Source organism: Mycolicibacterium gilvum, from assembly GCF_900454025.1.
In the GTDB taxonomy this organism is placed as follows: Bacteria; Actinomycetota; Actinomycetes; order Mycobacteriales; family Mycobacteriaceae; genus Mycobacterium; species Mycobacterium gilvum.
Genome location: NZ_UGQM01000004.1, coordinates 1 through 22,164, shown reverse-complemented (window position 1 = coordinate 22,164; position 22,164 = coordinate 1). Strand labels below are relative to the sequence as shown.

The following is a 22,164-nucleotide window of genomic DNA, read 5'->3' as shown; positions in this document are numbered from 1 at the left end:
AGCTCCAGTGAGCAACAGTGCCGCAATCCCTGCTGTAGTCCCCGCCTGGGCGAGTCCCAGCGCGTAGCTCAACACCGCTGCGGTCAGGGCGCCCACTCCAACCACCATCAGCGTAAGAGACATCTTCATCACCGTCCTATACCCATCAAGAAACCCGGACAGTGACTAGCGGCGCGGCGGTGAAGCCAAGAACCGAAATCCCACGCAATCGACAACGATGGGCTAGGCCACATTGTCTTGTTTCTAGAGAACTGAGATCAATCAGTTCTTGTCTCAGCTGGACTAGGTTCAAGCGGTTGGGTCGGCGGCGAGGAGGCGGTCGGGTAGCGGGTGCGGGCGGCGACTCTGCACATGGGCTGCTAAATTCGTAGCGTCCGCGCGGGAGTGCACACCTGAGTGCGCTGAGAGGACGGCTAATGGGCCGTCGACCGTATGAACCTGACCGGGTAATGCCGGCGTAGGGAGCTTTGAGATGTCCGTCGTGTCCGATCCCGTTTCCGTCACCACCGGCCCGATCACGGGCAGTTCGAAGGTTTACCGCGACCTACCCGGCGGCGCGCGGGTCCCATTCCGCCGGGTGCATTTGACCACCGGCGACCACCTCGACCTCTACGACACGTCCGGTCCGTACACCGACGACGCCACGGTGGTCGACCTCGCCGCCGGCCTACCGGCGCGCCCCGGTGTGGTGCGCGACCGCGGGACGCAGCTTCGACGCGCACGCAACGGTGAGATCACCTCCGAGATGGCGTTCATCGCCGAGCGGGAGGGACTGCCCGCCGAGCTGGTCCGCGACGAGGTCGCCCGCGGCCGGGCCGTGATCCCGGCTAACCACAATCATCCCGAGAGTGAGCCGATGATCATCGGCAAGGCATTCGCGGTGAAGGTCAACGCCAACATCGGTAACTCGGCCGTCACCTCCTCGGTGGCCGAGGAGGTCGACAAGATGGTGTGGGCCACCCGCTGGGGTGCCGACACGATCATGGATCTGTCCACCGGCCGCGACATCCACCTCACCCGCGAGTGGATCCTGCGCAATTCACCGGTCCCGGTGGGCACCGTACCGATGTATCAGGCATTGGAGAAGGTCGATGGCGACCCCACCCGCCTGACGTGGGATGTGTACCGCGACACGGTGATCGAGCAGTGCGAGCAGGGCGTGGACTACATGACCGTGCACGCCGGGGTGCTGCTGCGCTACATCCCGCTCACCATCGGCCGGGTCACCGGCATCGTGTCCCGCGGAGGGTCGATCATGGCCGCGTGGATGTTGGCACACCACACCGAGTCGTTCCTTTACACCCACTTCGCCGAACTGTGTGAGATCCTCGCCCGCTACGACGTGACCTTCTCCCTCGGCGACGGACTGCGGCCGGGATCGATCGCCGACGCCAACGACGAGGCGCAGTTCGCCGAGCTACGTACGCTGGGCGAACTCACCACCATCGCCAAAGCCCATGGCGTGCAGGTGATGATCGAAGGCCCGGGCCACGTCCCGATGCAGAAGATAATCGAGAACGTCCGCCTCGAGGAGGAGCTGTGCGAGGAGGCGCCGTTCTACACGCTAGGACCGCTGACCACCGACATTGCCCCGGCCTACGACCACATCACGTCTGCGATCGGGGCGGCGATCATCGCCCAGGCTGGCACCGCGATGCTCTGCTACGTCACGCCCAAGGAGCACCTCGGCCTGCCCGACCGGGCCGACGTCAAGACCGGCGTGATCACCTACAAGATCGCCGCGCATGCCGCCGATCTCGCCAAGGCCCACCCGCGCGCCCAGGAACGCGACGACGCGCTGTCCACCGCGCGCTTCGAGTTCCGCTGGCACGACCAGTTCGCGCTGTCCCTCGACCCCGACACCGCACGGGAGTTCCACGACGAGACCCTGCCCGCCGCACCGGCCAAAACCGCGCACTTCTGCTCCATGTGCGGACCCAAGTTCTGCTCAATGCGCATCAGCCACGACGTTCGCGACGCCTACTCGAAGGATGCAAAGAAGGGGATGGCGGCCAAATCCCAGGAATTCGCCGACCACGGCAACCGCGTCTACCTACCGCTCGCGTAGTCCGCGCCTTCGTGGAAAGGATCGTGTCGTGACTTCTCGTGAACGGAGAGGATGAGCCGCGGTGTCTCGCTTCTAGAGAATCGGGACTAATCAGATCCTGTTTCGCGTGTGATAGCTGGTCGATCTACCAGAGTTGACCATCAGCAACCGGCAAACTCGATGAGCACCGCAGCGCCTAGCCTGGGCGTATGTCGGAACAGGCGCGCCAGCGCCGATGCGCACTAGCGGGCAGCTGAGGTTCACGACCACGCCGCTTCAGCAGGTGTGGGAGATGTCGCGGCGGACAAGGTCAAAGCTGCAGGATCGCCGGGCGGCCATTGCCGATCGAGACACTGCTGCGCCTGGCGCTGGCAGCGAGGCGCCCCAGATGCTCCTACTCGGCATCGTCGTATTCACGGCTGTGCCGGACAGTCGCACTAGCGGCAATATTTAACTACCGCGATGGGTTCACAGTCGGATCCATTGGCCCAGGAACCAAAAACCCCACCCGTCTCCGTTTCCGGCCGGCAACGGCTGAACCTGATGGCCGTTGTAGGTGAACGGTTGATGATCCTGTCGCCCTTGGTCGATACCGCGGTTCTGCCAGTTGTTGCCTTGCGGACCGTTGTTCTGCGGCTGGCACGCCGGAGCATTGGGCGCGTTGCACTGCTGGCCGGGTTCAGCATTGGCCGCCCCCAAGCCCACTCCGAGCAGGCCAGCGACTCCAACTCCAGCGGCCAACGTCGAGGTGCACACCATTCGCGTGAAATTCACCGGCGACTTCCTTCCTTTGCTAATCATATCGAGCAGCGAGATTGATCTCGCTCACAGCACGCTAGGGCCTCCACATTGGGAGACACTGAGCCCGCCCTAGGCGCCAGCTGGAGAAATTGTCAATACCTGTGGATCGGGTTGTTCAGGCGACCTCCGTTCCGGGTTGTTCGGCGCCGTCGGTGGGCGGCTGTGTTGGGGTGATCTCGGTGGGGCGTTCGAGCAGCTTTCCCTTGTGGAAGACCGCGCCGGCGCGGACCAAAGCGACCAGGTGTGGGGCGTTGACGGCGCGCCAGCGGGCCGCGGCGGCGTCGATGAGCTTGTAGGCCATAGCCAGTCCGGCCGCGCGTGATCCCGGGCCTTTGGTGACCTTGGTGCGCAAACGCACTGTGGCGAAGGTGCTTTCGATCGGATTCGTGGTGCGTAGGTGAATCCAATGTTCGGCCGGGTAGTGGTAGAACTCCAGCAGGGTGTCCAGATCGTCGGTGATCTTGGCGACCGCTTTAGGATACTTGGCCCCGAAGTCGACCTCGAAGGCTTTGACCGCGAGCTGGGCCTTGTCGATATCCTCGGCGTTGTAGATCTCCTTGATCGCCGCCAACGCCGACGGGTGCGCTGATTTCGGCAGCGCGGCAAGAACATTAGCCTGCTTATGAAACCAGCACCGCTGCTCTTTGGTGGCCGGGAACACCTCACGCACCGCGTTCCAGAACCCGAGTGCGCCATCGCCGACCGCGAGCACCGGGGCGGTCATGCCGCGTCGCTTGCAGTCGCGCAGCAGATCAGCCCACGACTCGGTCGATTCGCGGTAGCCGTCGGTGATCGCCACCAGTTCTTTGCGGCCGTCAGCGCGCACACCCAGCATCACCAGCAAGCACAGCTTTTCCTGGTCCAGGCGGACCTTGAGGTGGATGCCGTCCACCCACAGGTAGACGTAATCGGTGCCCGACAGGTCCCGGGCGGCGAACGCGCGGGCCTCATCTTGCCACTGACTGGTCAGCCGGGTGATCGTGGTGGCCGACAACCCGGCACCCGAGCCCAGAAACTGCTCCAGGGCCGGCCCGAAATCACTGGTCGACAGCCCGTGCAGATACAAAAGCGGCAGCACCTCGCTCATCTGCGGTGACTTGCGCGCCCACGCCGGCAGGATCGCCGAGGAAAACCGTTTCCGCTCACCAGTGTCGGGGTCGACGCGTTTGTCGTTGACTCGTGGAGCTTTCACCTGCACCGCACCGGCTGCGGTCAACACCTCACGTGGCTGGTGGTAGCCGTTGCGCACCACCAGCCGGTGCCCGTTGTCGTCGAGCTGATCGGCGTACTGGGCCACATACGCGGCGACCTCGGCCTGCAACGCCGCGGCCAGCATTTGCCGGGCACCGTCGCGGACGATCTCGTCCAACAACGAGCGCCCAGAGGCCTCGTGGCCGTTGGCGTCCTCGGCGTCGTGAACTACGGTGAGCATGGGCGTACCTTCCCGAACCAGCGCGCCAACGCCGGCTCATGATCGGACCTACTGACTTTCAGATCATCCTCGGGAAGGTGCGCCCACTTTCACGCCCCCATCCCGAGGCTCATCCACAGGTTCTGATCATTGCTCCGCCAGCTGTGCAGCCCGCCCCGACCCGCGGTTCCTTTACCGATGGTTGGCCTCACACGTCATAGAGTCACAGCTCCCCGGTGACACATCCACCCGCGCGCAAAGCGGAAACATAGCTCGCGCACCTACTTTGGGGCCCATGAGTTTCAGCCAGCAAGGTAAGCAGAGGGAAAACAATCTGACCCGCCGTAGGCGGGTCGCGCATCAAGGCCGGACGCTACCCAGACCCACCGAGGACATCGATGAGCAGGGACTGATGTTCGACGTCGACACACTACTGAACCGACGCAGAATGCTTCATGTCCTTGGTTGGGGAGCGGCCGCCGCAGGGCTCGCTGCGTGTGCAACCGCGAAGAATGATGCATCGTCGACGCCGGCATCCTCCTCGACCGGCGCATCGACCACGCTGACCGAAATTCCCGACGAAACGGCCGGCCCGTACCCGGGTGACGGCTCAAACGGCCCGGATGTGCTCGAACAAAGCGGCATCGTCCGCAGTGATATCCGGTCAAGCTTCGGCGATGCCACCAGCGTTGCCGAAGGGGTCCCGATGACGCTGGAACTGACGATCACCGATATCACCAACGGCGGCCGCCCGTTCGCGGGCGCAGCCGTCTACGTCTGGCACTGCGACCGCAGCGGTGGTTACTCCCTGTACTCCGAGGGCATCGAAGACCAGAACTACCTACGCGGCGTCCAGATCGCCGACAACACCGGAAAAGTGTCATACACCAGCATCTTCCCCGCCTGCTATCTAGGACGGTGGCCGCACATCCACTTCGAGGTCTACCGTGACCAGGAAAGCATCACCGACCCCGCCAACGCAATCGCCACATCTCAAGTGGCACTTCCGAAAGAGGTCGCCGATGTCGTCTACGCACAGACTGGATACGAACAATCAGTTACCAACCTCGCCCAAGTAACCCTTGACAGCGACAACGTCTTCGGAGACGACAACGGCGCCACCCAACTCGCCACCGTCAGCGGCAACATCAACAGCGGCTATCTCGTCACCTTGGCCGTAGGCATCGACACTGATACCGCTCCCACCGGCGGGCAACTCACCGGCGACGGCGCACCGCCCGGAGCCCCACCCGCAGGTCCACCTGGCGGCCCCGGAGGACCGCCCCCGAACGGACTACCCCCGTCATAGCTAGTCATTGCTTGCTAGCCGCAGCGTTGTCTCGTTTCTAGAGAAACGAGACAGGCACCGCGGAGCAGTGCCCAGTCCGCATAGCGCCAGGTCGCGGTGTCTCATTTCTCGTCTCACACCGCGTGTCTCAGATCCTCGATGTCGGAGGTTGATGAGACGGTGGACGCGTGACAACGATCCTTGGGTATGCGCGGGTGAGCACTCTTGGTCAGGACCTCGATGCACAGCTCGCGGCGCTGGCCGCGCAGGGTGTTGAATCCGGCCACGTGTTCACCGACAAGCTGTCCGGTGCGGTGAACGTCGGGCGGCCGGGCTTAGCGGCGCTGCTGCACTACGCGCGCGAAGGTGACACGGTGGTGGTCACGGCCATCGATCGGTTGGGCCGATCGGTCGCCGAAGTCACCCGCACCATTGCGGATCTGGGTGAGCGTCGAATTCTGTTGCGCGCCTTACGCGAAGGGGTGGACACCGGCACGCCCACCGGTCGGGCAGTGGCCGCCATCATGGCGACATTGGCTGAACTCGAACTCGAACTCGGCCGTGAGCGTCGGGCCGCCTCACGTGAGTCTCGGCGTGCCCGTCAACTGCCGGCCACGAAGCCGGCGAAACTGACCGCGGAGCGCCAGAAGCAGCTGCGTCGGCTGGCGGCGACCGGTGAGCCCGTTCCCGAGCTTGCGAAGGCGTTCGGCATTAGTCGCGCCACGGCCTACCGGTATCTCTCGCAGCTGGAGGTCTAGCTGCGAGAGCCAATCATGTTGCCGGAGTCAGATTTTCATCGTCTTGCCGCAGTTGCCGCAACGGATGAGCCCGTGCTTGGTGACCCGGACGTTCACGAAGGTGAATCGACAGTACGGGCAGGTGATGGTGGGGACGGACACGGCCATGATGGCCTCACTTTCCTTGAGGGGTTCTGCGTGCGGAGAGGCACTCCGAGCGGCGGGGCGGTACATCGAGGACCGGAGATCCCCCGCCGCTCGGAGAAGTGGTCAGCCGCGTTCGGTGACCGTGGTGTTGGGGTGCCGTGCCGCCGTGGAGCCCTTCACGAACTTGCCGGTGATGGCACTGCGGTGATGGGTTCCACTGCTGCGGTTGGCACCCCGTTCGGTGACCGTGGTCTTGGGGTTGCGCGCCGCGGTGGACGCCTTGACGTAGCGACCGGTGGCCGCGCTGCGGTGATGTCCCTTGGCCATTAACGATTTCCTTTCTTGTGCGTCCGGCCCGTGGAGCAGAGCCTAACACTTTGGTAAATGCCTTTCCACTTTAGTGTATCAGACGTTTCTACTATCGTGTAAAGCCGCCTACAATGGTGCTATGACCACCGACAACGCTTCCCTCGGCCCCACCCTGCGCGAACTTCGAGAGTTCTCGGGAAAGACGTTGAAAGCCGTTGCCGAGCCGTCCGGAATCAGTACCGCCTACCTGCAAAAACTCGAACGCGGCGAGGTCAAGAGCCCATCGCCGAAGGTGCTACACGGTCTTGCCGAAACGCTGGGCGCGGACTACCTCGAACTGATGCGTCGCGCCGGATACGTCGTGCCAGGTGGCACGCCGCACGGCAACACCCTGGCCCACGCGCTGAGTTCCGAGGGCCTCACCGCGGAGGAGGCGGAGGCCCTCACCACGTACCTCCAGCTCTTACGGCACAAGCAGCGGCAGCGAAATGCTTGAGGACCTCGACAGCGCTCAGGACATCGAGCAACGCACTCACGCGCTGCTCAAGGCCGCTGATGCCTACGGCCGGTACCCCACGCCGGTGGATGACATCGTGTCGGCGCGCGGCCTTCTGGAGGCCGATGACTTCACCCTCGACGAAGGGGTGCTCGCCGCGATGCCCAAGGCGGTGCGCGATCTCGTTCGCCGCGGATTCCGGGGCCTGCGCGGCGCGCTGGACCGTCGTGAGCGCACCGTCCACGTCAGCGAGCTGGTCACCCACGAGGTACGCAAGAACTTCGTCAAACTCCACGAAGTCACCCATGACCTGTTGCCCTGGCAGCAGCAGCTCGTCCACACCGACAACGAAGAGACGTTAAGTCCTTCAACCAACCGACTCTTCGAGCAGGAAGCCAATCAGGGTGCCGCTGAGCTGCTGTTTCAGCGACACGGATTCACCCACGACGCCAGAAGCTTGGAGATCGGCGTCGCCAGCGTGACCCACCTCGCCCAACGCTACGGATCGTCTCTTCGGGCGGCATTTCGGCGCTACGCTGAAACACACCAGGACGCCGTCCACGTCCTGTGCCTGAGCAAGATGCCCAACAGCGACGGCAGCTACGACCGTCAGGAAACACCTCGCTCCCCGAAGTGGGTGGAGCGCTTCGGAAACACGCGATATCCGCGACGCCTGCACCCATCGGCCTACCCGTTCCTGGCGGCGATCGACCACGGGCTCGGTGAGGTGCCCATGCTCGATCTGGCCGGCGTTCGGGTCAACGTTCGAGTGGAGACGATGAACACCGGCTACGCGGAGATCATGATGCTCTGGGTCAAGCCCCAGCACCGTCGCCTACTGCGCCCCATCCGCGTCCGCCTGGCCGACGACTGAGCAGCCAAGCGCGTTAGCTTCGCGTCTCTATAACCGTCGGTTTTGAGACATTAGCGTTGACCGGGGGATAGGTCACGGGCCGACCGATCCCGGCTCAACCCCTCGGAGTAGAGAGCGCGATGTCGTAGCCGGCCTGGACAGCGTCGGCCACGACCTGTTGTGAATAGTCCCAGTCGTAGGTGGCCAGGCAGGTGCGCCACAGGTGCAGCAGACTGTGGACCGACGATGGCAGCGCTGCGCCACCGTATGTATCTGTCGGTCGGTCCCGGATGACCTCGACCCTGGCCTGGCCGTCTAGCGCCCGACCGACCCTCCGCTGGTAGAAGGGCACCAGGGTAAGGGCGTGGTAATCGAAGGCGGCTTCGAGAATCGCGAACGCCGGAGCTGCTGGAGACGGCCCGTCAAGGTCAGTCTCCTCCCACGTCACAAGCAGGTCGGTGCCCGCTACTGCGGCGGCAATTCTGCCCAGATGCGCCACCGCCTGCGCGGCGTCCGAGCCTCGTTCATACCCGCGGCAGATGATGTGTCCGACCAACTGCTGTTCACCGAAGCGGTCGAACACGAACACCTGCGGTATCGGGGTGACTCCCTGGGGAAGCACCTCGTCAAACGCGTTGTCCATTGCCGCGGTAGCTGTCGCTCGCACGGCCGCACCTAACTCGGAGGGCATGTCGTAAGCGACGTACTCCAAGAGAGATCCCATGCGCTCGACCGTACTGGCCGCTACCGACGATTCCCGGCCGCGCCCGGGCGAACTGCCGCACCACCACCGAGTTGCTCGGTGTTGCCTATAGATGACATGAGCTGCGTAAACTCGTGTTTTTGGATGTGGCTCCGGCGGTGGCTCGATGTCTGCCAGTCGCGATACGGTCGTCCTATGACGATGGGGTACCGGCGGCCCCACCGCACGGGGGTGGCCGTCGCTGCGACAGCACTAGTGCTGGCTGCCGGCGCAGCGGTGACCAGCGGCCTGGCCCTGGTCCGCACCGTCGAACCCGCGCAGCACACGGTCAACGTCGTCGCACCTCCGCCGGCCACCTACAGCAGCAGCGAGGTTGAGGCGGCGAAGTCCGCTGCATGCTCTGCCTGGGAGCGGTCAGCGCGATCAACGGCGTTGGCGAGTAGAGCGAGTGCCGAAGCTCTGGAACAGAGCTGGCGTAGTCCCGAAAGCGTTGAAGCGCTGGCGACAGAGAAGCGAACCGGAATGGCTGCCGTCTCCTATCTGCGTTCTCAAATGAGTGCTGCGACACCGCTTTCGACTGAGAAGCCGCTGCGCGACTGGATCGACGCCCGTATCGACATGCTGCACGCGTTGAATATGCGTCACTGGGAGCAGGCAGATCACGAACAGCAGCGCGGCAACGATCTGATCGGTGTCATCCGAGATGAATGCGGATTGCGCTGATGCCGGCCGCTGGGGGATCTGCGGGTTCGTATGGGCGGCTGATAGTCACGCCGGACATGGAGCCACCTGATGCCGCGCACTGGGACGCCCAGGAGCAGACCTATCGAGCTGGCGCGACGGCGTGGGACGGCATCCACCAAAAGATCGTCACCGACAACGCGCAGTTTCGCGATGCCGCCGATTCCCAGGGCTTCGACGAAGCCCACCGGGCCGGTGCGGTGTTGGCCGAGGAAGCCAAAACGATCGCCGAATGGCACGACAAGTGCGCCAACAAGTGCGCTGACATCGCCACGGTGCTCCGTGACACGCGTGCAGGCCAAGAACAGCTAATCCGTGAGGCTGATCCCAAAATCGCCGCGGCGAAGCTGCCTGGCGAGGCCGAAGCGCTCGTTGCCGAGTACCACGGCGTTGCCATGTATCAGACCGAGGCGGGGGTTACGGCCGCTATGGCCGCTCACACCTCCTTCAAGAGGAGTAGCGAAAACACAAGAGCCCTCAGCCTTTTGACGAAATGGGGCGAGGTCCCCGCTACACCACCCGCCCAGCCTCTCGACCAACCGTCACCGGGCATCGCCCAAGGCGACGATCCACTGAGCGACACCAAGAAGCCCACAGCCGGCGAGGATGCGCCCAGACCCCCGGCAGAGGCACCGACCGACAAAGCAGGTACCTCCGTCACGCAGCCTGGGGTCACTCCAGGCGCCGATGCCGGGACTGGCAGCACTGCTGTGGGCGATGAGGGACTTGCTGCATCGGGGCCGGTTACTCAGGCGACACCGGGAGCAGCTGCTACGCCGCGGCCGGCGACACCGCTGGGCGGTGGTGGTGTGCCGTCGATGGGCGGGCTGGGGAGCGGCGGCGGCGGGATGGGTTCCGGTGGCGGGACTCCGAAGATGCCAGGCGGCCTGGGCAGTGGCGGCATGCCGGGGGTGGGGTCTAATCCGCTGAGCGGCGGTGTCGGTCAGATGCCGGGCGCGGCAAGTGGGTTGCCGAACTCGGGAGTCGCGTCAGGTGCGGGCAGCGCGCCGCCGTTGTCGTCGGCGTTCAACCAGGGAATGGCGACGACAGCGGGGATGGGCGGCGGAATACCGTCTGCACCGCCTCCAGCCCCGGCGAGTCCGTCACCGGCCCTCTCGGCGGGTGGTGGGCACGCGGCACCCCCGGTGTTGGCTGTCCCTGGCGGTGGTGTGTCGCCAGCGGCGGCGCAGCCGGGCATGGTGTCCCCGGCCGTCCCGGCTGCCGCGCCTACCGGGGCGGGTACGGGTACCGGTGGCGGTGGTGCGCCGATGATGCTGCCGCCCGGTTCGATGGGTCCCCCAGCGGGCGCGCCGCCCCCGGCACCGACCATGCCCGCGGGCACCCTCAGCTCAACCAATGCCCCGGCAGCGCCCGCCCCGTCCGCAGCGAGTGCGGCTGCGAGCCCGACACTGATCCCGGCCAGCGTCGTCGCCGCGGGCCAGACCGCGGCGGCGCGCGAGCGCCGCGAGTCCGCCGACGCCGCGGCCGCCAAGGAGTTGGCGTACAAGCTTCAGCACGCGGCTCAAGAAGTCCAGTACCCCATTGAATGGGCGGTAGGAGTATTCCGCTCCCCGAGCGGCACGGAAACCGTCATCACCTCCAACGACGGGGCGAGTTACATCCCGGCGGGCGTTTTCGTTCCCCGCTCCGTGCGAGTGCTGTCCACAGATCCGTTGGTGGACGACCATTTTCGGCAACTCTGGTTCGGGTGGGGAGACCCGGCGCGTGTGCTCATCGAGTACGCGCAGCTGCGCGCTGAGACGGGATGGCGTCTGGTTGCGGCCGCGACGACAGGCGTGGTGAACGTGCTGCGGGATGCCGGGGTCGAACACCCACCCTCGTGCACGCGCCAAACCAACCCGTGGCGGCAAGAGGGCGTCGAGGTCCCCGCACCGGTCCTGGACGGCATGCACGAACACCGCCTGGCGGTGCTGTGGCCCGAGGTGTACCCACGGCTGCTGCGCGTCATGGAGGCCGACCCGATCTTTCAGGACCGCATCATCTCAGGGGTGAGCGCATCGTTGATCCACTCGGCGACCACTCAGGCTCAGGCGATCGATGACGGCATCCACGACTCGATACGCCAGGTCTGGATGGCCAGGGGCGCAGACCGCGAACCCACCGTGCAGCAGTGGGCGGAATACGACGCCGAAGCCAAGAGCTTCAACGCCACCACCGCAATCTTCCGGCCGGCGTTCGTGAACGGCAGCACCGCCAATCCCGCCGACACCCTCCAGGAGCGTGCCCGGTACCGGGCGCACTGGCTTGTCGCGCGTACGGCCGAACACATCGGCGGGTGGGCTCGGCGCCCGTTGCCGCTCCCCGACATGTGTTACGCCGCGGCCGCGACCGGCGACGCCCCTCGTCTACGCGACGTGATCGCCAAGGCTCTGGTCAGCGTCGAAGAGGACCTCCAGTATGAGGCTCCTCGATGACGACACCAGAGGGTGCGGATGGCGCGGCCTGGAGGGTCGAGCTGGAGCGCTGGCATGCCGAGTTAGCCAACACCATCGACCAAGCATCTCTGTGGGCGCGGGAGTTTCACGTTTCGCCCGCAGACGCCTCGTCGCCGCCGACCTACCCATTGATGAGGTACGCCGACAAGCTAGAGCAGGTCGGTGCGGCGTTGAAGATGTTGTGCGCCAACGCTTCTCTTGATCCTCCTGTGTTGGCCTGGGATCGCACCACGTCGAGAGCCACATCGATGGTGGGGATACCTGGCCGTGACCCCGATTGGCGAGATGCCGATTACGCCGAGGGCGGCCAGTACTTAGTTTTCATGCGGCCATCTTGGCGGAATCCCGAAATTCAAACAGCGCAACAACATTGGCGTACTGCACTTTCCCTCGCCGCACCATCGGTGCTGGAACGTGAGTTTGGGATACCGCAGCTCGACACGTACGCGGAGCAGGCTCAAGCGCTGTTCGATATAGCCCATGACACGGTGCGTGCAGCGTTCCGGGACAGTGTGGCCGCCACCTATGGCCGGATCTGGGCCAGAATGACCGATGAGAACGGCTCTGTTCGGGCCTTGGTGGCGTGGCTCAAAGCGCTCACTGAGTGGGGCTGTTCCGTCGAGGAATGCGAAGCGGTGTTGCGCGATATCGAGGTGATCGATCCTCAGGCCGTCGCGACGTGCCGTGCGGCGCACGCAGCCTGGCTCGCAGACACTGCCTGACCACGGCGTCGTTCAGTCGAAGTCCAGTCCATATCCCCGGTCCCGGTCGCGTCCACGGTCGCGGCTGGGTGGAGTGGTCAGGACACGCCAGCTGCGAGCAGCCTCAGCGCGGTGACGGTCAGCGGCGGCGGCCAGGACCGGATCGTCGATGTCTGGTGCGGGACGGGCGTTTTCAGCCCACGGCAGGGCCAGGCCGTCGAGGAGACGGCGAGCGGCTCCGGGCGCTCCGCTATCGATAAGCAGGAGCCGGCCGTGCGCGCTGACAAGAGCGGTGGCCACCGTGGCCAGGTGCGCGGGGTCGGCGGTCGTGGCGTCCTCGACGACCACGACGGCTCCGTGTGGTGCTGGGTGGTCGGTGATGCGCGCGGCCAACTGAGCGAGGTCGAGGTGGCCCGGTTCCGGTGTCGCGGGAATGCGGACGTGGGCTCGGCCGGCGGCGACCGCGGCGGCGTGGAGGGTGTCGGCCAGCTCGGGTTCGTCGTGGTCTGCGGCCAGGGTGGCCACCACTTTGGGAGCGGCGAGTGCGGCGGTAATCGGGCCGGGATGCGGGCCGGGCAAGGGGAGCGGGTCAGCGTGGCGGGTGGCGGCGGCCAGGACCTCGACGAGCGCCCGATCGGAAGCGTGCGCACGTTCACGGGTGCTGTGGTCTTGGGCGCTGTAGCGGTCGATGCGGTGTTCGCGGCGCAGCCGGGCGGTGACGGTGCAGTGGTAACGGCGTAGCTCGGCGACCGGCTCGGGCAACCGGTCCTCGTCGGCGCCGCGAGCGGCGGCGGCGATGGTGGCCGCGCGGTCGTCGCGGCCCAGGACGCTGCGCAGTGCGGCGGCGGCCTCAGCCGGGGTGCCCCGGCGGGCGGTGTGCTGACCGGGGATGGTCTCGGCGTGTTCGTGGTCGGCTTCCCCGGCGCGGGTGTCGTAGAGGCGGACGGTGTTGGTGGTTCGGCCACGGGTTAGGCCGACGTAGGTGATCGAGCGGGTGGCGGCCTCGGCTGAGAGCAGGGCGTGGCAGGTGTCGGCAGTGACGCCTTGGGCGGCGTGCACGGTGACCGCGTAGCCGAGGTGGACCTGCTGACGCAGGTAATCGTCCGATAGTGCGGCGATCGCGCCGTCGTCGAGGCGGCGCGCTGCGATCCGCCCCTTGTCGGTGTCGACGGTGAGAACTTCCCAGCGCTGTCCGTTGCGGATCGGGTCCGCGGATTTTTCCAGTGTGTGATCGGTGTAGGTGTCGATCTCGGTGGTGTTTTGGCGGGTGATCACCACGTCGCCGGCTGCCAGGCGGTGCCCGCGGGCCGCGGCCACGGTGGGCGCATCGTCGCTGATTCGCTCGGAGTGAATGCGCATATTGAGGGCGTCGGCCATTTCCCAGCGGTCCGCGATGAGCAGCGCATCGTGTCCTGAGGCGATGTCGGCCTTCCAGGCCGCGAGGGCGTCGTCGGCCATGGTGACCTGATCCCCGGTGTGCAGCCGCTCGGCGCGGCGATACCAGCCCACCGCGCGGCGCAACGCGGCCGGACCACCATCCCGTACGGCCAGCGAGGCATCCCGCTCGCGGTGGTCGTGCATCCGCCACACCTGCGACAGGCGTTGCGCCCACGGCAGATCGGCAACGAGTTGAGCGAACGTCCCGCCGCGTTGAGCGACCGGCGCGAGCTGGTGCTCATCGCCGACCAAAACCACCTTTGTTCCCGCGGCGGTGGCCACCTCCAGCAACGCGCGTAGGTGTTGGGTGCCGACCATGCCGGCCTCGTCGACGACGACCACGGTGTCGGCCTCAAGGACCTCCTCGCCGCGCTCGAGGCGACCCAACAAAGCATCCAGGGTGGCCCCGTGGTCGCCGGCCTGCTCGCGCACCGCCACGTCGACCGCGCGCCCGGTTGGCGCGGCCACCAACACCCGCTTCCCGGCCTCGTGCGCCGCGGCGCGCAGCGCCCGCAGCGAGTGCGTTTTCCCGGCCCCTGCCGGGGCGCTGAGAGGCTGCACAAGCCGCTCTGAAGTCGCGACGGCGGTGACGGCACGGGCTTGGTCCGGCGACAGCCCCGCGGTGTCCACAGCGGGCAATACTGCGGCGCTGTCGCGGCGGCCCATCAGCTCGATGATGGCGCGTTCTTCGGCGATCAAATCGGCGGCGGTGTAGCGAATTGACCCTTCGCGTTGATGCGCTGCCCGCTCATCTCCGATGCGCAGTGCGACACCATCGGCCAGGCGCTCGATGACCTCGCGCGGCGACGGTCCATCGGCATCATCGACCGGCAGCCGGGCGCCGATCGCCTCGACCAAATCAGCGCGGGTGAACGCCGCCTTCGTCAGGCCATGCGACACCGCGCGACGCACCACCGACGCGTAGTCCACACCGGCCCGCCGGCGCGCTTCTCGCGCGGCTCGTTGGGCGTCAATGTTGACCCGAAAAGTGCGCTTGTCGGCGGCCCACCCGCCACGCAGCGCCGCCCACGCGACACCTTCGGGTTTCCGCGGCCGGGTGGCCTTCTGCGCGGTCGCCAGCTGCGCCGCCGAAAGCTCGTCGCACTCCACCCGCAGATGGCCGCTCGCCCACTCGCGCAGCTGCGTCGCACGGGTCGACCACGACGACAGATCGCCACGGTTTACTCCGGCGATTTCGGCCATCCCGGTGCGCGGATCGACCTCGTTCCACTCCACCCCAATCGAGCGGGTGAGCTCGCGCCGCAGCGTGGCTTGATAGATGATCCCGGCCGCCTTCGCCTCGTGATAGAGGCTCGTCCCATCCAGGGACACCAGTCGCCCGTCCGCGCGGGCTTGCCGGTTGGGAACCAACACATGGGTGTGCAGATGGGGATCCCCGGCGCGGGAGGTTTCGTGCTGAAAACCCGCCGCCACGATCCCCGGTAACCGCACCAAATCCTTCTCCCCGGTGCGCGGGTTATGGACCCGGGTGTAGCCGCCATGTTCGGCCAGATACTCCATCGCCTCAGCGATCGCGAAGGCGTGCGCGTCAGCCACCGCCTTGCCGGTCACATCGTCACCCAAGCCACGCATCAACGACACGCTCTTGGGCGCACAAAACGTCAAGTCAAAACCGTGCACCCCGGCACGCTTCTGGAACGCCCGCCCAGTGGCCCCGCACGGTGATTCCCCGTCGTTGAGCCAGCGCGTCACCGCGTCCAGATCAGCGCTCTCACCGGGGCCGCCAGCACCGGTCAACCACTGCGCCGCGGCGGTGTCCCGACCCGCCGAAAGCCACACCGGAAGCCGCGTCTCAGACTCGCTGTAGTACTCGCCCAAACCCCCACCAGCAGCCCGCGATTCCAACGCCGCCGCGACCGCCGACCGCGCGGTATCGACGTAATACGACACCGACCACTGGCCGAGCTTGGCGATCGTCAACACCGCGCCGCCACACCTCCCGCCACCAGGACTTTCGGGACCACACCGCTCTCGCGGTAGCGCGCCCACGGCGCGCTACCGCCCAGCCTCGCACATTTTGTGCAAATGTGCCATGTTGCTACGGTGGGTACGGTAGCACTGAGGGTCAGGGGTGGGTTGTGAGAGGGTCAGGGGTGGGTTGTGAGAGGGCAGCGGAGATGGGGTGAGCGGGCGAAGATGGAACAGCGAGAGGGTGGAAGAAAGCGGGAGGCAGTGCGGAAGACGTGAGTGAGAAACGACGAAAAGGCCGTCAGTGGAAGCTGCTGAGAGTCGCGTCTGGCCGCAACGTCAGCGCGCCGATTCGCAACCACTAGGCGCGTCGTCGACCCGAACGTTCAACGGTGCGTTCCATCGCGTCTCCGCGGACCGCGCGGTGGTCTGCTGCGAGTCGGTTCATCGCGCCGCCGTGCCGTGTCTGGACCGACAGCCCGATGTCGCGCCGCGACGACGCGGCGGGCGAGCTGCTGGTGTGTTCCTCACGGGGGCGTTGGGCGCGCTCGGCGAGGACCCGGCGGATCTCTTCTCGGGCGGCGGTGATCCGGGCCCGCGCTGCATCGGTGAGCACCACCGGGCGCGGCGTCTGGTCGATGCTGGCGGCGGCGCAGCCGCCGGCCTTTTTGGGCGCCGTCTCGGGAGGTGTCCAGGACAGCCGTCGCAACCGGCTGGCCAGGAACGCACCGGGGTTGGCGATGTGGTCGGGCCAGGTCGTTCCTCGGGCGCGCATGTCGGCGTTGAGGGCGTCGTTGACCGCACGCGCGGACCACACCGCGGGGTCGACGCCGGCGCCGCTGAGTGCATCGCAGATGGCACCGATGTGGGCGCGATCGAGACCGTGCGTGATCGCCACCAGTCCAGCGGCGAGTTTCTGGGTGGCCAGCGGGCGCGCGGTAGCGCGCCGCGGCCGCGTTTGTCGCGTGTTGTCGCAGCATCGGTTGGCGGGCGCGCTCACGCGCCCGCTTGGTGAGTAACTCCCTACGGGAGAAGAACAACCAACACCGCCTGACGGCGGTAGGTGGAAATCATGCACGAGCGGTGGGGTCACTGGACGGGCTTCGCGACGCGGCACCAGGTGGTACACCGAGGGTCGACGGCCGACGCTGGGGGTGGTTGTCGAACCGTGGCCCCGCTGCGCTTCCACAGCCCATCTGGAGGCCCTCAGCACGCGCCAGGCGGCGGTCACGGTGCGCACGTCGCAGCCCACCTTGTCGGCGATTGTCGCGCGGGTGACGGCGACGTGGCGGCCGGTGGCGTGGTCGGCGTGCTCGGCCATCACCGTGGCGACCGACAACAGCGTGGCCGTGGTGATCGACACCCGCACCTGCGCGCACAGCTGACCGAACGCCGGAGAGTGCACCCACCGCGACAGCCCGTCGAGCCAGCCGGCGCGACTGGTCCACATCGGGGCAGACGGTGCGCAGGAGCCGGCGCGCGTCACCCAGTCACGGCGACGCTCGTGTGCCAGCGCACGCACCACATGCGGGCTGGGAGCAGCCGGGGCTACAGCCGCGCCAAGCGGCGTCGGCCACGCACCGATCGCCCGACGTGCGCGAGCGCTAAAGAGGTCACGGTTTGCGCACCGATCGCGCGGCGAAGCTGGTGCAGCTCCAGGGCGTGCGCTACCGTGAGAACTGTCCACCAAGACAGATCCCTTCGGGGAATGGGTGCGGACCCGGAACCGAGTTCCAGCTCGGTTCAAAACCCCCGACAGGGCCTCGCTAACGCGGGGCCTTCGTCATGTCAGCGGGAGAATCCGCACACCAGCTATTCAGATGTCACGTAGGCCAAGACCCCAGCAAAGTTGAGGTCTTGGCGGGTGATCACATCGCCAGCGGCAGAACCTCCTCGGCGTCGTCGCGCGTGCGGGCGTGCTCGGGCAGTCCGACGTGTACGGAGAGGATGTCGGCGATGTACGGCGGCACTTTGTAGCCCGGCGCTTGTACTGTGAGGCGTTCGGAGACTTCGCGATGCGGGCGGACCATGATCCGTCCATAGACGTCGCCGCGAAGCGGCGGGAGTGTGCGCGGAACCGTAAGCGCTGATTGGTTGTTGAGTTCACGGACGTGCTGAGGCATTTCGGCGTACAGGGCGAGCACGTCCGCGACGTACTGAGTAACCGAGGATGAGCCAGCGGCGGCGGCTTTCTCGACGAGGCGTTGGGTGACGGCCGGATGGGTTTTGACCATGTGGGCTGCACGGTCACCTTTGCTTGGGCGAGCCATACTGCACACCCTTGCATCGAAACCGTTTTGGAAACGCGCGACACGCCAAGGCGCACACGGCTGTTTCTGGAACAGCGCGGAGCGAGGTCCGTGCGGGGCCGCGGCTCGATTCGTCACCAGTCGTCGGTCACGATCAATTCGTATAGCTCGGTGCTGAGGACCTGGCGCACGGCTTGGGCGCGGGCCTCGGTGCGTAATGCATTCTGCGTCAGTGGGTCTGGCACCTGGCCGTGGTGTCGGCAAGTCCAGTCGCGGATGCTCAGGTCGCCGAGAGTGGCGGCGTGGGCACGGGCTATCCACGTGATTCGGTCGGCCTCGTCGCGGATGAACTCGGTCCGCTGGTCGGTGGTCCAGTCCTCGGGTAGCCCGAGATCTGTGGTGTAGACCGCCTGGACGGTGCGGTGAATTGCCGGATCGACAGGTGGCGGCATGGTCTCGGACGTGCAGGAGCGCACGCGGCGCGGTCGTGCGGTGCGGGCCGGAAAGCGTGATGTCACGATTCCGACCGCCTCCTCGCCAGTGCCGGGGCCTACGGCTCGAAGTGGGAGCGGAAGCCTTCGAGCCAGTCCGCTCGCGCGTGGCCGGTGAGATCGCCTGGAACCCATACCTCGGCGTCGTCGGGGCCGTCTGCGTCGCCGCTGGCCACCCGTTCGTGGGCTTCGAGGTAGCCGGCGACGTGCATGTCATCGGACGGGGAGAAGACGGCCTGGATGGTGTCGAGGTTTGTCGTGAAGTCCCGGTAGGCGGCGCGGCGCTCGGCGTCATCGGTGTAGTCACCGCCGTACCGCTGCAGCCATGCCTGCCAGTGCTCGGTGGAGCCTGGCTTCGGCGGCGGCGAGGGTGCGCTCATCAGGGCCGACTTTAGGCCGCCGCACCGACGACGAGCGCGGCGTGCGGGGTGCAGCGTGGGTCGCCGAGCATGTCCAGGATCGGGGCGCCGGTCGATGCGGGTCCGTGGATCACTGACCGCAGCACTCGTTCGAAGGCGAGATCCACTGCCGGGGCGTCCTCCAGGAGCAGATCGAGGAGCTTCTCTGCGGCGGGGGTGTTGAACGGATTGGCTGTCAGCTGCGCACACAGCGCACGGACCTGGGATGCGAAGTCCCGGACCGCACTCACGTCGTCTTGGACCGTGCCGAGGGTTTCCATGTTCACCACTGTAAGAGCGTGCGTGCATACATGCAAGCAATTTGCATGCAATCTACTTTTAGGGATGCATGTAGGATGCGTGCATGCCCGATTCGGCTGGGGATGCTCTCGACGGGGGTGCGCCCGACGCTGCCGGTAGTGCGCTGCCCTTGCGTAAGCGGCAGCAGAAGGTGCCGTTGAACACCTATGTGCGGCCGGGCACGCAGCAGCGCGTGGAGGTGTTGAAGGACCGGGGGTACGCAGTCACCGACATTGTGGATGCGGCGCTCAACGAGTTCTTGGACCGTGCCGGGGTGCCCCCGTCCGAGTAGCTCGCCCCCTGAGCCTGGCCAGCGTTTCCCACCCGGCTTCCTCGTACTGGCCCGTTTGCGCGGTGGGTGGTGGCTGTCCAGGCTCGACCGTAGGTCGACCGCGCAGCGGCGGTTACCGGCCTTGACGGCCACCATCCACTGTTCGCCACAATCGAGGCCGAGGAAGTCCGCTCCCCTTCCCCCTATGCGGCGGTGGGCGCTCACGGTCGTCGCACGGACGTGATGATCGCAGCCACCGCTTCGAGGCCAACCCCGACGATGGCGCCGATCGCTCGGCCGACTTCGCCGATGGTGACCTTGCAGTCGGGAATGCGGGCCAGGTAGCCCGCGAGGAAGCAGATCGCCAGGCCCAGGACCGTGATCGCCACGACGATGACGGCTACGACGATCAGGATGGATTCGCTCATTGGGCGTCTCCTTGTTCGGTGGTCAGGAGATGGCTCCTGGAGCTGGCTGTCGTCCCGCTCTCTTCTTGTGCGCTGGCACAGCGTGCTTTACAGGGCACTGGCCGCACCTTTCTCGTCGTGGTTCCGGTACACGGGGGAAGTACCGGCCCTAGAGCTCGTTTCCGTCGTGTGGCGTCGCGGCAGTTCTAGGTCTCGCCTGAACAGGTGTAGACCTGCGGGGTGCAGCGGCTGATCGCCGAATGTTCGGCATCGCCGAGAAGGGGTGTCTGGGGGCCAGCCATCGAACAGTCTGATGCCGTATTGGCCATCATGGAGTGGTGGCAGGGATGGGTCCTACCAAGAGCGCGGTCGTCGACCGCCTCGCCGGCAACGTGCTGAGATTGGCGCGCCTTGAGCGCGGCATGACGCAGCGCGAGCTTGCCGATGTGGCCGGGGTCGCCCAATCGACCATCGCCCGGATTGAGTCCGGTGCACGTCAGCCGTCGCTGCCTCTGCTGGCGCGTGTCCTCGCTGCGATCGACTTGGAAATGCGGATCTGCCTGGTCGCCTTACGACGCACACGACGATGTGCTCGACGCGACTGAAGACCGCCTCAGCGGAGATGAACTGGAGCGTCGACGAGAGAATCAGGACGACTTTGCGTCAGCCCTGAAGGAGGGTGTGGGCCACCCCGTGACGCCCTCGATTGATGGGCGGTGAGAGCCACGCATGTTCGCCACCAGTCACGGCGATGAAGTGGGGGTTTACGCTGCCCACGCGTTCAGGGCATGCGGTCGTTGCGGTCCGGCTTTGGAATGCCGGCGTCGTCTAGGTAGCGGTTGATTGCCTCGTCGACGGTGTCGGTGATGACGTATCCGTGGGCCCTGATCCATTCGAGCCGCGCGAGGGTCCCCGCGTGCAGCTGTGTGGCGAACGGACTCTTCACCTTGCGTTGACGGGCTTTCAGCCGAACCGGCTCGGTCGGCTGAGTCGCCTGCTCACCACCGGGTGGTGTCATCACGTGCGCGGGCGGGATATCGGTGTTCTGCGGCTCCGGCTCGGCCGGCGCGGTTTCGTTGACCGTGGTGTCGTCGGCGGTGACCCGTGCGGCTTGGGCGCGTCGCTCTGCCCGCGACAGCGGACGGGTGGAGCCGACCTGCAATCCGGTGGGTTTCGATGCGGCGTTCATGCTGCGTGCCGCCTTGCCGCGATGCGTTCCGCGACCTCGCGATAGGCCACCGCCGCCGTGCTGGTCGGGGCGTGCACGTTGACCGGCACGCGTTTGCCTTTGGCTTCCACGACTCGCACCGTGTGCGGAATCTCGCCCAAGTAGGCCCCGCCGTCAGACCACTCCCCCCAGTCGGCACGCAGTTGACGACGCACGTCCTTGCTCGCCTTCGGGTTGCCGTCGAAGTCGGCCAGCAGCACGTACCGGATTTCCACGTCGGGGTTGAGCGTTTCCTGAACGTCGAGGATCGAGTTGCCCAGCTCCACCAGGCCGTCCACCTCGTCGGGGCCGGCCTTGAGGACGGCCAACACGTAATCGGCCGCCGCGAGCGCCGCGGTGGTCAGCTCCCCCAACGCCGGCGGGCAATCCAGGAGCACGAAGTCGTAGCCCTCGATGTCGTCGAGCTGGCGCGCGAGCCGCAACTGGCCGCCCGATCCGAGCCCGGTTCGCTCGAGCTCCTTGAGCGCGAGATGACCGGGCGCGACGTCGATGCCGAACTGCGTCGGAACGATGACCTTGGCCAGCGGGACGCGCATCGCCCGGTCCGGGTGCAGGACCTCGTACATGGAGGCGTCCTCGGCGTCGAGTTCGATGCCGAGCCCCTTGGTGCTGTGCGCTTGCTGATCCATGTCGATCACGAGGACGCGCAGACCCATCGCGGCCAGGTTCGCGCCCAGGTTGATCGTGGTGGTGGTCTTGCCGACGCCGCCCTTCTGCAGCGCCACGGCCAGGATTTCGCACTGCTTATCCGCGGAAACAGTCAT

23 protein-coding genes are annotated in these 22,164 nt (G+C 66.3%); 11 read left to right on the top strand and 12 right to left on the bottom strand.

Annotated features, from left to right (window positions below; translation table 11 throughout):
• The first annotated feature begins 472 nt into the window (after nt 1–472).
• A complete protein-coding gene (gene thiC, locus DYE23_RS29270) occupies nt 473–2,068 on the top strand; it encodes a phosphomethylpyrimidine synthase ThiC (protein WP_115329200.1) in 1,596 nt (531 codons plus the stop codon).
• A gap of 441 nt (nt 2,069–2,509) precedes the next feature.
• Nucleotides 2,510–2,866, top strand: coding sequence for a hypothetical protein (locus DYE23_RS31865; RefSeq protein ID WP_172527963.1), 357 nt, complete (start codon nt 2,510–2,512; stop codon nt 2,864–2,866).
• Nucleotides 2,867–2,963: 97 nt separating this feature from the next.
• On the opposite strand, the gene DYE23_RS29255 is transcribed toward DYE23_RS31865, so the two are convergent.
• Nucleotides 2,964–4,280, bottom strand: coding sequence for an IS256 family transposase (locus tag DYE23_RS29255; RefSeq protein ID WP_011896149.1), 1,317 nt, complete (start codon nt 4,278–4,280; stop codon nt 2,964–2,966).
• 274 nt (nt 4,281–4,554) lie between these two features.
• Here DYE23_RS29255 and DYE23_RS29250 point away from each other — a divergent pair, with 274 nt between their 5' ends.
• Entirely contained in the window at nt 4,555–5,568 is a 1,014-nt protein-coding gene (locus DYE23_RS29250) for a dioxygenase family protein (protein ID WP_115329190.1), read from the top strand.
• 167 nt (nt 5,569–5,735) lie between these two features.
• Nucleotides 5,736–6,305, top strand: coding sequence for a recombinase family protein (locus DYE23_RS29245; RefSeq protein WP_115329189.1), 570 nt, complete (start codon nt 5,736–5,738; stop codon nt 6,303–6,305).
• A gap of 249 nt (nt 6,306–6,554) precedes the next feature.
• Here the strand turns inward: DYE23_RS29245 and DYE23_RS29240 are convergent, their stop codons facing one another.
• Nucleotides 6,555–6,758 carry a hypothetical protein gene (locus DYE23_RS29240; RefSeq protein ID WP_115329188.1) on the bottom strand — a complete coding sequence of 68 codons (204 nt, stop codon included), beginning with the start codon at nt 6,756–6,758 and terminating at the stop codon, nt 6,555–6,557.
• A gap of 121 nt (nt 6,759–6,879) precedes the next feature.
• Here DYE23_RS29240 and DYE23_RS29235 point away from each other — a divergent pair, with 121 nt between their 5' ends.
• Both DYE23_RS29235 and DYE23_RS29230 read left to right on the top strand, forming a co-directional pair.
• Nucleotides 6,880–7,236, top strand: a complete 357-nt coding sequence (locus tag DYE23_RS29235) for a helix-turn-helix domain-containing protein (RefSeq protein WP_115329187.1) — start codon at nt 6,880–6,882, stop codon at nt 7,234–7,236.
• Nucleotides 7,229–8,110, top strand: a complete 882-nt coding sequence (locus DYE23_RS29230; RefSeq protein ID WP_115329186.1) for an ImmA/IrrE family metallo-endopeptidase — start codon at nt 7,229–7,231, stop codon at nt 8,108–8,110. Before DYE23_RS29235 ends, DYE23_RS29230 begins: the two co-directional genes overlap by 8 nt.
• A 94-nt stretch (nt 8,111–8,204) precedes the next feature.
• On the opposite strand, the gene DYE23_RS29225 is transcribed toward DYE23_RS29230, so the two are convergent.
• Nucleotides 8,205–8,813, bottom strand: coding sequence for a hypothetical protein (locus DYE23_RS29225; RefSeq protein ID WP_115329185.1), 609 nt, complete (start codon nt 8,811–8,813; stop codon nt 8,205–8,207).
• A gap of 174 nt (nt 8,814–8,987) precedes the next feature.
• Here DYE23_RS29225 and DYE23_RS29220 point away from each other — a divergent pair, with 174 nt between their 5' ends.
• The 3 genes from DYE23_RS29220 to DYE23_RS29210 are packed head-to-tail and all read left to right on the top strand — an operon-like array spanning nt 8,988 to nt 12,711.
• The gene (locus DYE23_RS29220) at nt 8,988–9,515 is read left to right on the top strand and encodes a hypothetical protein (RefSeq protein WP_115329184.1); all 528 of its coding nucleotides are present in this window, start codon (nt 8,988–8,990) and stop codon (nt 9,513–9,515) included.
• Complete coding sequence (locus DYE23_RS29215; protein WP_115329199.1) at nt 9,515–11,968, top strand: EspK C-terminal domain-containing protein; 2,454 nt, start codon at nt 9,515–9,517, stop codon at nt 11,966–11,968. The genes DYE23_RS29220 and DYE23_RS29215 overlap by 1 nt, the downstream gene beginning before the upstream one ends.
• Nucleotides 11,965–12,711, top strand: a complete 747-nt coding sequence (locus DYE23_RS29210; RefSeq protein ID WP_115329183.1) for a hypothetical protein — start codon at nt 11,965–11,967, stop codon at nt 12,709–12,711. The genes DYE23_RS29215 and DYE23_RS29210 overlap by 4 nt, the downstream gene beginning before the upstream one ends.
• A 12-nt stretch (nt 12,712–12,723) precedes the next feature.
• Here the strand turns inward: DYE23_RS29210 and mobF are convergent, their stop codons facing one another.
• From mobF to DYE23_RS29180, 6 genes are all read right to left on the bottom strand, one after another.
• On the bottom strand, nt 12,724–16,071 hold the full coding sequence (gene mobF / locus DYE23_RS29205; protein ID WP_115329182.1) for a MobF family relaxase: 3,348 nt from the start codon (nt 16,069–16,071) through the stop codon (nt 12,724–12,726).
• A 346-nt stretch (nt 16,072–16,417) separates the two neighbouring features.
• Complete coding sequence (locus DYE23_RS29200; protein ID WP_115329181.1) at nt 16,418–17,506, bottom strand: rep protein; 1,089 nt, start codon at nt 17,504–17,506, stop codon at nt 16,418–16,420.
• Nucleotides 17,507–17,924: 418 nt separating this feature from the next.
• A complete protein-coding gene (locus DYE23_RS29195; RefSeq protein WP_235660668.1) occupies nt 17,925–18,290 on the bottom strand; it encodes a hypothetical protein in 366 nt (121 codons plus the stop codon).
• Between the two features lie 149 nt (nt 18,291–18,439).
• Nucleotides 18,440–18,823 (bottom strand): hypothetical protein, encoded by a 384-nt coding sequence (locus DYE23_RS29190; protein ID WP_147292307.1) that lies wholly within the window; start codon nt 18,821–18,823, stop codon nt 18,440–18,442.
• Between the two features lie 32 nt (nt 18,824–18,855).
• The gene (locus DYE23_RS29185) at nt 18,856–19,176 is read right to left on the bottom strand and encodes a hypothetical protein (protein WP_115329178.1); all 321 of its coding nucleotides are present in this window, start codon (nt 19,174–19,176) and stop codon (nt 18,856–18,858) included.
• Between the two features lie 11 nt (nt 19,177–19,187).
• Nucleotides 19,188–19,475, bottom strand: a complete 288-nt coding sequence (locus tag DYE23_RS29180) for a hypothetical protein (protein WP_115329198.1) — start codon at nt 19,473–19,475, stop codon at nt 19,188–19,190.
• An 83-nt stretch (nt 19,476–19,558) separates the two neighbouring features.
• Here DYE23_RS29180 and DYE23_RS29175 point away from each other — a divergent pair, with 83 nt between their 5' ends.
• Nucleotides 19,559–19,786 carry a hypothetical protein gene (locus DYE23_RS29175; RefSeq protein ID WP_115329177.1) on the top strand — a complete coding sequence of 76 codons (228 nt, stop codon included), beginning with the start codon at nt 19,559–19,561 and terminating at the stop codon, nt 19,784–19,786.
• 200 nt (nt 19,787–19,986) lie between these two features.
• Here the strand turns inward: DYE23_RS29175 and DYE23_RS29170 are convergent, their stop codons facing one another.
• Nucleotides 19,987–20,193, bottom strand: coding sequence for a hypothetical protein (locus tag DYE23_RS29170; RefSeq protein WP_115329176.1), 207 nt, complete (start codon nt 20,191–20,193; stop codon nt 19,987–19,989).
• Nucleotides 20,194–20,519: 326 nt separating this feature from the next.
• Between DYE23_RS29170 and DYE23_RS29165 the strand changes: the two genes are divergently transcribed.
• Nucleotides 20,520–20,777: a type II toxin-antitoxin system RelB family anti-toxin gene (locus DYE23_RS29165; protein WP_115329175.1), complete on the top strand. Its 258-nt coding sequence runs from the start codon at nt 20,520–20,522 to the stop codon at nt 20,775–20,777.
• 176 nt (nt 20,778–20,953) lie between these two features.
• Here the strand turns inward: DYE23_RS29165 and DYE23_RS29160 are convergent, their stop codons facing one another.
• Together DYE23_RS29160 and DYE23_RS29155 are read right to left on the bottom strand one after the other, a co-directional pair.
• Nucleotides 20,954–21,361 (bottom strand): hypothetical protein, encoded by a 408-nt coding sequence (locus DYE23_RS29160; RefSeq protein WP_115329174.1) that lies wholly within the window; start codon nt 21,359–21,361, stop codon nt 20,954–20,956.
• Nucleotides 21,358–22,164, bottom strand: an 807-nt coding sequence (locus DYE23_RS29155) for a ParA family protein (RefSeq protein WP_070948170.1), incomplete at its 5' end; no start/stop codon positions are given. The genes DYE23_RS29160 and DYE23_RS29155, both read right to left, overlap by 4 nt.